A 13652-nucleotide genomic window follows, 5' to 3' on the forward strand; every position below is an offset into this window, starting at 1 on the left:
GGCTACATCCTGAACACGCCGAAGGCCGGCCGATCGGGGATCGGCGCCTCCAGGCTGGCGGCGAGAGCGAGGCCGAGCACGTCGCGGGTCTGGGCGGGGTCGATCACCCCGTCGTCCCACAGCCGCGACGTCGCATAATAGGGGCTGCCCTCTTCCTCATATTTGGCGCGCACCGGGCCCTTGAAGGCCTCGGCCTGCTCGGGGGTCCATTTGGCGGCGTCGCGGTGGACGGTCGCGAGCACGCTTGCCGCCTGCTCGCCGCCCATCACGCTGATCCGCGCATTGGGCCAGGTGAACAGGAAGCGCGGCGAGTAAGCGCGGCCGCACATCCCGTAATTGCCGGCGCCGAAGCTGCCGCCGATCAGCACGGTGATCTTGGGCACCGTCGCGGTCGCGACCGCGGTCACCAGCTTGGCGCCATGCTTGGCGATGCCCTCGGCCTCATATTTGCCGCCGACCATGAAGCCCGAGATATTCTGGAGGAACAGCAGCGGGATCTTGCGCTGGCAGGCGAGCTCGATGAAATGCGCGCCCTTCTGCGCGCTTTCCGAAAACAGCACGCCGTTGTTGGCGAGGATCGCCACCGGCAGCCCATGGATATGCGCGAAACCGCACACCAACGTGGTGCCGAACAGCGCCTTGAACTCGTGGAACTCGCTGCCGTCGACCAGCCGCGCGATCACCTCATGGACGTCATAGGGCGCGCGGACATCGTCGGGGACGACCGCGTAAAGCTCCTCGGCGGCATATTTCGGCGCGACCGGGACTTTCGTCGGCAGCCCATGGAGATGAGCGGGCCCCAGATGGCTGACGATGTCGCGGACGATGCTCAGCGCATGTTCGTCATTGTCGGCGAGATGATCGGCGACGCCCGACTTGCGGGTGTGGAGTTCGCCGCCGCCCAGATCCTCGGCGCTGATCTCCTCGCCGGTCGCCGCCTTCACCAGCGGCGGACCGGCGAGGAAGATCGTGCCCTGGTTGCGGACGATCACCGTCTCGTCGCTCATCGCCGGCACATAGGCGCCGCCGGCGGTGCAGCTTCCCATCACGCAGGCGATCTGCGGGATGCCCAGCGCGCTCATATTGGCCTGGTTGAAGAATATCCGCCCGAAATGGTCGCGGTCGGGGAACACCTCGGCCTGGTGCGGCAGGTTGGCGCCGCCGCTGTCGACCAGATAGATGCATGGCAGCCGGTTCTGCTCGGCGATCTCCTGCGCGCGCAGATGCTTCTTCACCGTCATCGGATAATAGGTGCCGCCCTTCACGGTGGCGTCGTTGCACACGATCATCACCTGGCGACCCGAAACCAGGCCGATCCCGGCGATCATCCCCGCGCCGGGGATCTCGCCGTCATAGAGATCATAAGCGGCGAGCTGACCGATCTCGAGGAACGGCGATCCCGGATCGAGCAGCCGTTCGACCCGATCGCGCGGCAGCAGCTTGCCGCGCCCGGCATGGCGCTGGCGCGACGCCTCGTTGCCGCCGAGCCCGGCGGTGGCCACCCGCTCGCGCAGCTGCTCGGCGAGCGCGCGGTTATGCGCGGTCCGGGCCTTCGCCTCGGGGCTCTCGGGGTTGAGGGTGGTGGAAAGAACAGGAGCGCTCATGCGTTCGCCTTGATCATCTGGAATCCGTATAGCAAATGGTCGAGCTGGCCGTTGGGGACCGGCGGGAACACCAGCGGGTCGGCGGTGCTGCGGATCGTCTCGATCTGCGCCGCGACATCCTCGACCGTCCAGCTCGGCTGATAAAGGCCAGGGCTTTCGGCCAGATAGGCGCGGGCGATCCGCCCACCCATCGCCACCAAGGTCTCGCCGCTCACCGAACAATCCTCATGCGCCAGCCACGCGACCGCGGGCGCCACCATCTCGGGCTCCATCGGCGGGAAGGCGCTGGTGTCGATCCCCTCGGACATGCGGGTGACCGCGGCGGGGACGATGACGTTGCTCTTGATGTTGTCGGCCTCGCCCTCGATCCCGATCGTCTGCGACAGCCCGATCAGCCCCGCCTTGGCGGTGGCGTAATTGCCATTGTCCGACTTGCCGTAGAGCCCGTTGATCGACGCGGTCAGCACGATCCGGCCATAGCCGGCGGCCGCCATCAGCGGCAGCGCCGGGCGCACGACATGGAAGGCGCCGCGCAGATGGACGTCGAGCACCAGCTCGAAATCCTCGTAGCTCATATCCTTGAGCGGGCTGCGGCGGACATTGCCCGCGCTGTGGATGACGATGTCGACCCGCCCGAACGTGTCGATCGCCTTCTGGATGATCGCCTGCCCGCCCTCGGGGGTCGCGACGCTGTCGGTCGACGCGATCGCCTCGCCGCCGGCGGCGCGGATCTCCTGCACCACCTCCTCGGCCGGCCCGGCATCGACCCCGTCGCCTTTCATCGCCGCGCCGAGATCGTTGACGACGATCTTCGCGCCGCGCGCCGCCAGCAGCAGCGCATAGGCCCGCCCGAGCCCCCTGCCCCCACCGGTGATCACCGCGACCCGATCGTCGAACCTCAGCTCAGCCATGCCTTCAGTCTCCTGTTCTTGCCCCACCCCGCCGCCGCAGGCGGTGGGAGGACGAAGGGTCTTCTTGTTCTTTCCAACGCCGTTGTGAAGGGGTGAAGATATCCATCGCACCAACGCTGAAGATCCTCCCCATCGCAGATGGGGAGGGGGACCAGCGAAGCTGGTGGAGGGGTGGTGCGGAACCTCGACGGCTGCGATGCCTTCAAGGTCGGAAAACCCCTCCACCGCCCTGCGGGCGGTCCCCCTCCCCGCGCTCCGCGCAGGGAGGATCTAAGAACAACTACCCCACCACCTTCGCCGCCCGCAGCGCCGCGATCCGCTCCTCCGACAACCCCAGCACCTCGCGCAAAATCTCGTCGCTATGCTGCCCCATCACCGGCGGCGCGGTCGGCACCGGCTGCGGCGCGCCGGGGAATTTGACCGGGCGGTTGACGATCGGGATCATCCCCAGCACCGGATGCTCGGTCTCGACCACCATCTCGCGCGCGATCGCCTGCGGCTGCGCCAGCGCCTCGGTGATCCCCAGTATCGGCGCGTGCGGCACCTGGTGCGCGGTGAAGATGTCGACCAGTTCGGCGACCGTCTTGTCCTGGGTTCGCCCGGCGATCAGCGCATTGACCGTCTCGCGGCTGTCGCGGCGCTTCTGCAGCGTGTCGAGCTGCCCGTCGGGGTCGCAATCGCCCAGATCGAGCGCCTGGCAGATCTTGCCCCAGAAGCCGTTGGTCAGGCAGGCGATGATGATCGACCCGTCCTTCGCCGGGAAGGCGCCATAAGGCACCAGATTGGGATGCTGCGACCCTTGCGGGGTCGGGTCCTGCCCGGTGAAGAAGGCGAGCTGCGCCAGATAGCCCAGCAGCCCGACCACCCCGTCGAGCAGGCTGACGTCGATCAGCCGGCCCTTGCCGGTGGCGTGCCGCTCGTGCAGCGCCGCGAGGATCGCGATCGGTCCGTTGATCCCGCCGACCAGGTCGCCCATCGGCAGCCCCAGCTTGGTCGGCATGCAGCCCGGCTCGCCATTGACGCTGAGCGCCCCCGACAAGGCCTGGACGACGATGTCGAACGAGGGGAGATCGCGCAACGGCCCGGTCATCCCGAAGCCCGATATCGCGCAATAGATCAGCCCGGGATTGATCGCGGCCATCGCCTCATAGCCCAGGCCCAGCCGGTCCATCACCCCGGGGCGGTAATTCTCGATGAGGATGTCGCATTTGGCGACCAGATCCCTGGCGAGCGCGACCCCGTCGGCGCTCTTGAGATCGATGACGATGCTCTTCTTGCCGCGGTTGCCGGCGAGGAAATAATGGCTCTCGCCGTCGCGGTGCGGCGGAAAGGTGCGGGTATCGTCGCCGGTCTCGGGCGGCTCGATCTTGAGCACCTCGGCGCCCATGTCCGCCAGCGCCAGCGACGCCGCCGGCCCTGCGAGCACCCGGGTGAAATCGAGCACGCGGACGCCGTGGAGCGGTCCCGCCCATGTCGATGCTTCAGCCATTTCGGTGCCTTTAAAAATCTAGCCCCTCCCTTTCAAGGGAGGGGTTGGGGTGGGTGCGAGCGAAGCGAGCTCCCTAGCCGTCCCGCAACGCTCCGCCAGAGGCATCGAGCCTCTGGCTACGCCACCCACCCCAACCCCTCCCTGAACAGGGAGGGGCTTTTATAGTAAGCTCAGCGCTTCGGCAGCTCGACGATCGACGTCCCGAACGCCGAGGTCTCGCCACGATGCGTCGTCGCCTTCTGGCTGATCTCGACGAGATACTTGCCGTCTTCCTCGTACTTGCGGACGACGGTGCCGTCGATGAACATCGCGTCGCCATCGGGATTGTGGCGGCGGATCTGGCACTTGCTCTTCCGCAGGAAGCCTTCGTCGCCCATCCAGTTGGTGACGTGATGGGTCAGCCACGAGCAGCGCTCGGGACCGTAATCATAGGCACCGGGAGCACCGACCTCGAGCGCGAACGCCTCGTCCCAGTGAACCCGCTCGGGGCAATCGGGCACGTTGAAGCGGTTCTTGATGCCCAGGCCGGGATGCTTGACCTGCATTTCGTTGGCGAGCTTGTTGGCGCGGATATAGAGGCCGCCCCAGCCCTGCGCGTAGCAGATGAAGCCGGTGACCGTCATCGGCCCCTTCATCATGCGCGGCAGTTCCTCGCCCTCGGCGACATCGTCCCAGTAGCGCGGGGTCGCGCCACGGATTTCCTCGGCGGCGTAGATCGCGCGGAACTCGGCGAGCTGCTCCTCGGTGAACGGCTCGACCCGGCCACGGGCCTCGGTGTACTTGGTGCCGCGCTCGCGGGCCTCGTCACGGTCGGTACGGAACACCCAGCTGTCGGCCTCGGCGACCTTCTCGCCATTCTGGTTGAAGAAGTCGACATGGTAGATCTGCTGGAACGAACGCCCGGCGAACTTGGTCTGATGCTCGACCAGGTCCTTCAGATAGGCTTCGGTGGTGATCACGTCGTTGCGCAGCACCGGCTTGTGCCAGGTCCAGTCGGCGCCCGCCCACATCGCGTGCACGCCCGACAGGCCGCCGCAATAGCCCGAAATGATCCGGCTGGTGGTGAACAGGAAGCTCGGCAGCGCCAGGTTGGTGCCGTACTTGGTGGTCGCGGCATAGGCCGGGTCGCACCACAGGGGGTTATCGTCGCCGATGCCATGCGCATAATGGCGGATCGCGTCGCGGGTCGCCTCGTAATTCCACGGCTCGACCGTGTCGGTGATCTTGACGCCGATGCGCTTGCGCAGGTCGGCCAGGCCCTCCTCGGTGATCTTGGGGAAGCGGGCTTCCGGCTTGGTGTCGGTGGTAGTCGCCATGTTTCTTTCTCCTGAAATTTAGACGAGCGCCGCGGCTTCGCGGTCGCGGAGGATCTTGCGGTGGACCTTGCCCGCCGGGGTCTTGGGCAGTTCGGGCACGAACACGATGTGCCGCGGAAATTCATGCTGGCTCAGACGCTCGCGGGTGAAGGTCTGCAGTTCCTTGATATAATCGGGGTCCGATGCCCGGCCGCTGACCACGAACGCCTTGGCGACCTGGCCGCGCGCCTCGTCGGGGACGCCGATGATCGCGACCTCCTCGACATCGGGATGCTTGAGCATCGTATTCTCGATCTCGACCGCGCTCATCGTCCAGCCCGCCGAGATGATGACGTCGTCGGCACGGCCGCAATGATAGAGATAGCCTTCCTCGTCGACCCGGGCGAGATCCTTGGTCGTCTCCCAGCCGCCGCGGCGCCACAGCATCAGTTCGCCGACTTCGCCGGCCGCGGTCGTGCTGCCGTCGGCGCGCTGCACTTCGAGCTTGAGCCCCGGCACCGGCTTGCCCAGCGACCCCGGCTTGACCGAGAAATCGGCAGCACCCGGATAGTTGACCAGCACCACGCCGATCTCGGTGGTGCCGTACATGCTGCACGCCGGCACATGGAAGGTCTCGTCGATGAACTCGAGCGTCGCCGGATCGATCGGCTCGCCGGTGAACGACAGCTTCTTCATCGCGAAGCTGAACTCGCTCGCCTTCCCCGAATTCTTCATCATCCGGTAGTGGGTCGCCGCCGCCGACATGTTGGTGATCTTGTAGTCGGCCAGCCCCTTCATCAGCCGCACAGCGTCGAAGCGGCCGGCGAAGGTGCCGGTGGTGACGCCCAGCGCCAGCGGCGCCAGCGTGCCGTGCCACAGGCCGTGCCCCCAGGCCGGCGAGGACGGGCAGAAATATTCGTCGCCGGGGCGGATGCCGGTGCCGTAGAGCGCCGCGAACATCAACGTCACCAGCGCCTTGTGGGTGTGCTTGACCGCCGCCGGCAGCTCGCGGGTGGTGCCCGAGGTGTACTGGAACACCGCCATGTCGTCGGCGCGCGATTTGGGCGCATAGCTCGACGAATAGCCGGCAATCTCTTCGAGCAGCCCCTGGTCGGCGACGAACACGCGCAAGCCCTCGACCTGGTTGGCGAGCGGTGCCTTTTCGCTGTTGGTGATCATCAGCGCCGGCTTGCAGTCGTCGACCCGCAACCGCAGCCCGTCGAGCCCGAACAGGGTGAACATCGGCACGCTGATCGCGCCCATCATCATCGCGCCGAACAGGCTGACATAGAAGGGCAGCGACGGCTCGAGCATGAAGGCGATGCGATCGCCCGGCTTGATGCCATTGGCCTCGAGCCAGTGCGCGAACCGGGCCGAATTGGCGGCGATCTCGTCGAAGCTCAAAATCTCGTCGGCGCCGTCCGAATGCGCGATCCGCACCGCGGGGCGGCCCGACCCGTCGGCATGGCGCAGGATGCACTCGTTGGCGATGTTGAGCTGCTCGCGGTCGCCATCGAACAGGTCCCACAATGCCGCCGAGTCGGCGTGCTGCTGGGCGTCGGCATAGAGCGTGTAATCGGTGAGCTTCGCCATGGATCCAACATTGCTTGGCTGGGAACGGACACCTCTCGGCGCCAGCGCTTCCGGCTGACTTCAGGACGGCAGCGGAAATGACATGGAGTCGGTTTGTTGTAAATATAGAATGTCATTCTATATATTGAACACGATCGCTTCACCGGCTATGCAGCCCTTATGGCCCGATCGACCAACCAGCAGCTTGCCGCCACCAGCACCGACCGCGACCTTGCGAAAGCGGTCGAGGCGTCCAAGGCCCCCGCCATCTCGCGCGCCGCCGCGGTGCTGCGCCTGCTCGGCAAGAGCGACGCGCCGCTCGGGCTCCAGGCGATCGCCCGCGAACTGGGGCTGGTGCCGAGCACCTGCCTCTATGTGCTGCGCGCGCTGGTCGCCGAGGAACTGGTCGCGTTCGACGCCGACACCAAACGCTATGCGCTCGAGGCCGGGGTGCTCACCCTCGCCCGCCAATGGCTGCGCCGCGACCGCTTCAACGACCTCGCCAAGCCGGTGCTCGACCGCATCGCCCAGGATTTCGACGCGACCCTGCTCGGGGTCCAGATCGTCGGGCTCGACCATATCGTCGTGGTGACGACCTCGCAGTCGGGCACCACCTTCCAATTGAGCGCCCAGATCGGCAGCCGCTTCCCCGCCCTGATCAGCGCCACCGGCCGCTGCATCGCCGCCTTCGGCAAACATTCCCCCGACGCCATCGAAACCCGCTTCCGCACTCTGCGCTGGGACGACCCGCCGAGCTTCGAGGACTGGCAGGCCCAGGTCGCCCAGACCCGCCTCCAGGGCTTCGCGGTCGACGAGGGCAATTATATCTCCGGCGTGACGGTCGCCGCCGCTCCGGTGTGGAAGACGCCAGCCAAACTCAGCCACGCCCTCGTCGCGATCGGCATCGGCAGCTCGCTCAAACGCGCGGGACTGCCCGCGCTGCAACAGGCGCTGCTCATCGGCGCGCGCGGCGTGTCGAACCAGTTGTGCGGGGAAATGTAGCCCAATCTCCGTCGCCCCGGCGGAGGCCGGGGCGACGAAATCGGCAAGCACCGACACCCCCAAGCCGTCGCCCCTGCGAAGGCAGGGGCCCATGGCTATCTCCTCACAAACCGCCGCCGAATGAAGGCAAAACGCCATGGCGACGGCGCACCACCGCGGGCTTCCCGCCCGATGCAACAGCCATGGGCCCCTGCCTTCGCAGGGGCGACGGGGAGAGGCTTACGCGCTCGGGATGCGAACCGACTGGGCCGGGAATGTGGCCCCTTGGATCCTCCCCATCGCAGATGGGGAGGTGGCGCCGAAGGCGACGGAGGGGCTTCTTCGGTCCGCGAATGCGCGCGGCGAACGAAGCCCCCTCCCCGACCGGATCAATCCAGCTTCCTGGGTCCAGCCACCCCACCCATATATTTCGCCAGATTCCGGTGGAAGTTGGTGATCTTCTGCTCCTGGTGCGGGTTCGGCAGGGTTCCACGGAAACCGCGCGACTTCATGCCCTTCTGGACCGCCGCCATGTTCGAATAGTCCTGGCTGAGCACCAGTCCCCATTTCTCGGCGGTCGCCTCGGCATAGACCCATTCGGTCTTGGGCTCCTCGCCCTCGGGGAAGCGCTCGATCGCGTAGGATTCGAAGATGCACTTGCTCGGATCGTCGCCGTACGGCCGGGTGCGGTAACACAGCGCGAAGGTGATCCCCTGCAGGATCGACATGTTCGGGAACACATGCCAGGCGAGCCCGGCCTTGGCCATCTGCTCAGGGCTGATCGTCGGCCACACCACCCCGCGGGCGGCGTCGTCGGCGCGGGCCGAGGCGAGCCAGTGCGCGATCACCTCGGGCGCCGGCGTGCCCTCGGGCAGTTCGTCGACCAGCCGCTTGGCCGCATTGACCAGCGTCTCGGTGGTGCTGGCGTTGTTGACCGTCGTGTAGATCTCGTTCTGCAGATTATAGGTCGAGATCCGCGGATCGAGGCCCTTGCCGGCGCGGGTGATCGTGCTCGACTGCTTCATCTTCAGATCGGGATCGCGCTGGTCGAAGCCGCTCACCCCGTGCAGGTCATAGGCGTCGCTATAGGCGTAATAATCGCCATGGTTGAGCATCTGGGTGTGGGTGCCGGCGACATGATAAGGCTCCATGAACGCCTCGAGCCCGGTCTTCCAGTTGCAGTCGAAGATCACCCACTGGCGCCATTTATAGCGCATCTTCTCGAACTCGAACGGGTCGAGGATACCCGCCGCCGGCTCGAGATATTCGCGCAGCGACACGCATTCGGGGTCCATGTTGATGAACAGCCAGCCGCCCCAGCTGTCGACCTTGACCTCCGACAGCGCGGTGCGCGCGGGATCGTCGAGGCCGCCCTTCCAGTCCTGCTTCTCGTGGACATGGACATTGTTGCCGTCGAGATCGAAGGTCCAGCCATGGAAGCCGCAGACGATGCGCTTCTTGGTGCCGCAGGCATTGTTCTGGCCGCACGGCGTGTCGATCAGGCGCCGGCCGCGGTGCGGGCAGACATTGTGATAGGCCTTGATCGTGTCGGGCGCCGATCGGGTGATGATGATCGAATCGTCGCCGACCTCATAGGTGATGTAATTGCCGACCTCGGGGATTTCCTCGACCCGACCGGCCATCTGCCAGACCTTGGGCCAGAGCAGTTCCTTCTCGGCCTCGGCATAATCCTTCGAGATGAAGGCATCGACCGGATAGGTCAGCGGATCGTCGAGATCTTCCTCGCTCAGCGGCGGGGCCTCGGCCGAGAAATTGACCGGCTTGTTCATGACACTCTCCTAAGTGCGATCGCCACCGATGCAGGACTCGGGGGACTGGACGATCTCCCCGAGCCTAACATCAAATACGCGATTCGGTATCATATGACTGTACTGCCGGTTACGGATCAAGCCGGATCGGTCACACCGACCGCTTCGACCCCGGCTTCGGCGGGCCCGCTGCCGAGTTCGAGCCCTTCGAGATCGCCCGCCGCGCGCCAGTCCTCGAGCAGTTTCTCGAACACATAATAGCCCGGGCCATAGGTCTCGCCGAGATACCAGCGGTACTTCTTCTCGCCTTTCTCGTCGACCTCGGCCGCGCCTTCGTTGATGAAGTAGCTCGGGGTGCATTCGCGCTGGAACGCCGACAGGTCGATCGCAGTCTCGCGGATATGCCGGACATAGCCGTCCTGCGCCACCTGGCTCGGCTCGACCGTCGTCGCGCCGCGTTCGAGCGCCTCGCCGATGATATAGGCGATGTGGCGACCCTGCTGGCTGAAGGTCTCGGTGGTCGACGAATTGACCCCGCCCTGGATGAAGCCGGTGAAGAACTGGTTGGGGAAGCCGCGCGCCATCATCCCGTGGAAGGTCTCGTAGCCATGCTTCCAGGCGTCGTAGATCGACACGCCGCCGCGGCCCTCGATCCGGTCGATGCCCCAGCGCCGGTCGAGGTCGGAGGTGACCTCGAAGCCGCTGGCGAAGATCATGCAGTCGATCTCATATTCGACCCCGTCGGCGATGAAGCCCTTCTCGGTTATCGCCTCCACCCCCTGGGTCGCCGACACGTCGATCACCTTGACGTTGGGGCGGTTGAAGGTCGGGTAATAATCGTCGTTCGAGGCCGGCCGCTTGCACAGATAGCGGTAATAGGGCTTGAGGATCTCGGCCGCCTGCTTGTCGGTGACGATCGCGTCGACCCGGTCGCGCAGCCGCTCCATCACCCGATAGTCGACCTGCTCGCGCCGTGCCATGAACTGCTCATAGTCGAGCGCGGGCCAGCCTTCGGCCTCGAACTCGGCGAGCAGGGTGCGGTTGATCTCGGTCCAGATGTCGCAGATCATGTCGGTCTCGCCCGGCCGCAGCATCTCCATCGCCGCGCGATGGAAATTCTCCTGGCGCGCGCGCTGCCAGCCCGGCTGGAGCGTCTTGACCCATTCGGGATCGACCGGGGTGTTGTTGCGCGCGTCGACGGTCGAGGCAGTGCGCTGGAGCACGTAGAGCTGCTGCGCCGCCTTGCCGAGGAACGGGGTCGCCTGGACCGCGGTGGCACCGGTGCCGACGATCGCGACCCGCTTGTCGGCCAGCCTGTCGAGGGTCGGGTTCTTCTGGTCGCCGCCGGTATAGTCATAGTCCCAGCGCGCGGTGTGGAACATCTTGCCCTTGAACCGGTGGATGCCGGGGATGCCCGGCAGCTTCGGGATGTTGAGCAGGCCGTTGGCCATGATCACGAAGCGCGCGCGGATATCGTCGCCGCGGTCGGTGGCGATATGCCAGCGCTGGATGCTCTCGTCCCAGTGCAGCGACGTGACGATCGTGTGGAACAGCGCCTTCTCGTACAGCCCGGCGGTGCGGGCGATGCTCTGGGCATATTCGCGGATCTCGTAGCCGTCGGCGAATTTCTTCGACGGCATGAAGCCGGTTTCCTCGAGCAGCGGCAGATAGCAGCAGGCGTCGTTGTCGCACTGGAGACCCGGATAGCGGTTCCAGTACCACACCCCGCCGAAGTCGCCGGCATGGTCGATGTTGCGGAAGCTGGTGACCCCGGCCTTGCTCAGATGATGGCCGGCGAGGATCCCCGCCCAGCCGGCGCCGAGCACCGCGACGTCGATATCCTCGGACAGCGACTCGCGCGGGGTGGTCGGGCTGTGCGGATCGCCCTCATAGGTTTCGGCGAACTCGCCCTCGGGCTGGATATATTGCTCCTGCCCCTCGCGGCGGATGCGGCGGTCGCGCTCGCTGTAATATTTGGCACGCAGCGCCGGGATGTCGATCTCCCGGGTCTTGAGCGTCGGCTTGCAATTCATCTCGATCCCCTCGTCCTCTGCTGTGCCGGCTCGGCTTTGCTGGACGCGTGCATAGCGCGACCGACGCTAATCAACAACGTTGTTCAACAAGCCGATATCGTGCAGGATCCAATCGACCGCTCTGGCGATGGATTCACGGGTGCGATCCCGACCATTGCGATGAAGGACGAATCCCTTCAGACCCGGAGTAAATGCGCACCACGAAGGAGAGTAGAACCATGGGCGTGCCTGTTTACGAACGCATCCTGCAGTTGTTCGAAGCCGAGGGGATCAACACCCTCTTCGGCATTCCCGACCCCAACTTCGTGCATATGTTCCTGCGCGCCGAGGAGCGCGGCTGGACAGTGATCGCCCCACACCATGAGGCCGCCGCCGGTTTCATGGCCGAAGCCGCCTCGCGCATCACCGGCAAGCCCGCGGTCTGCATCGGCACGCTCGGGCCGGGCATCGCCAACGCCGCCCCCGCGATCCAGTGCGCGCTGGTCGAGAATTCGCCGGTGATCTTCCTGTCGGGCCAGCGCGCCCGCGTCACCGAACAGCGCGTCCGCCGCGGCCGCATCCAGTTCGTCAAGCAGATGCCGCTGTTCGAGAATTCGGTGAAATATTCGGCGTCGATCGAATATGCCGACCAGACCGACGAGATCATCCGCGAGGGCATCCGCAAGGCGCTCGGCGGCACCCCGGGCCCGGTCTATATCGAATATCCCAGCCACATCATCACCGAAGAGCTCGACCTGCCCGAGCCGCTGCCGCCGTCGCGCTATCGCCTGGTCAACCAGGGCGCCGACGTCGACAAGGTTGCCGAGGCGGTCGCCGCGATCCGCGCCGCCAAGAACCCGATCCTGCTGGTCGGGCACGGCGTCCACACCTCGCGCACCGAGGAATCGGTCAAGGAACTCGCGCTGCTGATGAACTGCCCGGTCATCCAGACCTCGGGCGGCACCTCGTACATCCCGGGGCTCGAGGATCGCACCTTCCAGTACGTCTTCTCGAACGCCTCGATCGAGGCGGTCACCGAGTCCGACCTGTGCCTCGCGCTCGGCACCGAGCTCGGCGAGCCGGTCCATTATGGCCGCTGGCGCTACTGGGTGAAGAACGAGGCGATCCGCAAGTGGATCTATGTCGAGCAGGATCCGTCGGCGATCGGCGTCAACCGCCCGATCGATATCCCGCTGGTCGGCGATCTGCGCGGCGTCGTGCCGCAGCTCGTAGCCGCCCTCAAGGACAACCCCCTGCCCGACGCCCCCGGCCTCGCCGCCTTCATGAAGGACGGCCAGGCCGAGCTCGACCAGCTCGCCGAGGAATCGCTTACCCGCAGCGACGGCAGCGGCGACGTGCCGATCCACACTTCGCGCTTCGTCGTCGAGGCGACCAAGGCCTTCCCCAAGGACGGCATCATGATCCGCGACGGCGGCGCCACGGTGATCTTCCAGTGGACCTATTCGCAGTGCAAGCCGCACCATGTGATCTGGAACCAGAATTTCGGCCATATCGGCACCGGCCTGCCTTATGCGACCGGGGCGATGCTCGCCGACAAGGCCGCGACCGGCAAGCAGCGTCCGGGCATGCTGCTAACCAGCGATTCCTCGTTCCTGTTCCACATCGGCGAGCTCGAGGTCGCCGCCCGCTGCAACCTGCCGCTGGTCTGCGTGGTCGGCGTCGACAACCAGTGGGGCCTCGAGGTCGGCGTCTACAAGCGCACCTTCGGCCAGGGCACCGCCGAGACCGGCACCCACTGGAGCAAGGACGTCCGCTTCGACAAGATCGGCGAAGGCTTCGGCTGCCATGGCGAATATGTCACCAAGGCCGAGGACATCGGCCCGGCGATCGAGCGCGCATATGCCAGCGGCAAGGTCGGCGTCGTCCATGTCGTGATCGACCCCAAGGCGAATTCGGAAGAAATGCCGAAATATGCCGAATTCCGCACCTGGTACGCCGAAGGCACGCAATAAGGGCTTTCCGCCCCATCGAACGATAACGGGCGGCCGATCCTGATCG

General features: G+C 65.9%; 9 protein-coding genes. 2 read left to right on the forward strand and 7 right to left on the reverse strand.

Features of this window, described 5'->3' with window-relative positions; translation table 11 throughout:
• Positions 1-2: 2 nt before the first annotated feature.
• From AC1RM6_RS18250 to AC1RM6_RS18270, 5 genes are all read right to left on the reverse strand, one after another.
• Positions 3-1604 (reverse strand): carboxyl transferase domain-containing protein, encoded by a 1602-nt coding sequence (locus tag AC1RM6_RS18250; protein WP_493103761.1) that lies wholly within the window; start codon positions 1602-1604, stop codon positions 3-5.
• On the reverse strand, positions 1601-2515 hold the full coding sequence (locus tag AC1RM6_RS18255) for an SDR family NAD(P)-dependent oxidoreductase (RefSeq protein WP_493103763.1): 915 nt from the start codon (positions 2513-2515) through the stop codon (positions 1601-1603). Before AC1RM6_RS18255 ends, AC1RM6_RS18250 begins: the two co-directional genes overlap by 4 nt.
• A gap of 280 nt (positions 2516-2795) precedes the next feature.
• Positions 2796-4004 carry a CaiB/BaiF CoA transferase family protein gene (locus tag AC1RM6_RS18260; RefSeq protein WP_493103765.1) on the reverse strand — a complete coding sequence of 403 codons (1209 nt, stop codon included), beginning with the start codon at positions 4002-4004 and terminating at the stop codon, positions 2796-2798.
• Between the two features lie 170 nt (positions 4005-4174).
• A complete protein-coding gene (locus tag AC1RM6_RS18265) occupies positions 4175-5320 on the reverse strand; it encodes an FAS1-like dehydratase domain-containing protein (protein WP_493103767.1) in 1146 nt (381 codons plus the stop codon).
• A gap of 18 nt (positions 5321-5338) precedes the next feature.
• Entirely contained in the window at positions 5339-6892 is a 1554-nt protein-coding gene (locus AC1RM6_RS18270; protein ID WP_493103768.1) for an acetate--CoA ligase, read from the reverse strand.
• Positions 6893-7051: 159 nt separating this feature from the next.
• Here AC1RM6_RS18270 and AC1RM6_RS18275 point away from each other — a divergent pair, with 159 nt between their 5' ends.
• Positions 7052-7873: an IclR family transcriptional regulator gene (locus AC1RM6_RS18275; protein WP_493103770.1), complete on the forward strand. Its 822-nt coding sequence runs from the start codon at positions 7052-7054 to the stop codon at positions 7871-7873.
• A 368-nt stretch (positions 7874-8241) separates the two neighbouring features.
• On the opposite strand, the gene AC1RM6_RS18280 is transcribed toward AC1RM6_RS18275, so the two are convergent.
• Complete coding sequence (locus tag AC1RM6_RS18280; RefSeq protein WP_493103772.1) at positions 8242-9642, reverse strand: aromatic ring-hydroxylating oxygenase subunit alpha; 1401 nt, start codon at positions 9640-9642, stop codon at positions 8242-8244.
• 116 nt (positions 9643-9758) lie between these two features.
• Positions 9759-11654: a flavin-containing monooxygenase gene (locus AC1RM6_RS18285; protein WP_493103774.1), complete on the reverse strand. Its 1896-nt coding sequence runs from the start codon at positions 11652-11654 to the stop codon at positions 9759-9761.
• Positions 11655-11872: 218 nt separating this feature from the next.
• On the opposite strand from AC1RM6_RS18285, the gene AC1RM6_RS18290 reads away from it, so the two are divergent.
• Positions 11873-13606, forward strand: a complete 1734-nt coding sequence (locus AC1RM6_RS18290; RefSeq protein WP_493103776.1) for a thiamine pyrophosphate-binding protein — start codon at positions 11873-11875, stop codon at positions 13604-13606.
• Positions 13607-13652: the final 46 nt, after the last annotated feature.

The sequence above is a fragment of the Rhizorhabdus sp. GW822-FHT03C02 genome, assembly GCF_058801765.1.

Coding starts and splice junctions, on each gene's coding strand:
- AC1RM6_RS18260 (WP_493103765.1), bottom strand. CDS start 4,004: ATGGCTGAAGCATCGACATGGGCGGGACCGCTCCACGGCGTCCGCGTG.
- AC1RM6_RS18255 (WP_493103763.1), bottom strand. CDS start 2,515: ATGGCTGAGCTGAGGTTCGACGATCGGGTCGCGGTGATCACCGGTGGG.
- AC1RM6_RS18250 (WP_493103761.1), bottom strand. CDS start 1,604: ATGAGCGCTCCTGTTCTTTCCACCACCCTCAACCCCGAGAGCCCCGAG.
- AC1RM6_RS18265 (WP_493103767.1), bottom strand. CDS start 5,320: ATGGCGACTACCACCGACACCAAGCCGGAAGCCCGCTTCCCCAAGATC.
- AC1RM6_RS18270 (WP_493103768.1), bottom strand. CDS start 6,892: ATGGCGAAGCTCACCGATTACACGCTCTATGCCGACGCCCAGCAGCAC.
- AC1RM6_RS18290 (WP_493103776.1), top strand. CDS start 11,873: ATGGGCGTGCCTGTTTACGAACGCATCCTGCAGTTGTTCGAAGCCGAG.
- AC1RM6_RS18280 (WP_493103772.1), bottom strand. CDS start 9,642: ATGAACAAGCCGGTCAATTTCTCGGCCGAGGCCCCGCCGCTGAGCGAG.
- AC1RM6_RS18285 (WP_493103774.1), bottom strand. CDS start 11,654: ATGAATTGCAAGCCGACGCTCAAGACCCGGGAGATCGACATCCCGGCG.
- AC1RM6_RS18275 (WP_493103770.1), top strand. CDS start 7,052: ATGGCCCGATCGACCAACCAGCAGCTTGCCGCCACCAGCACCGACCGC.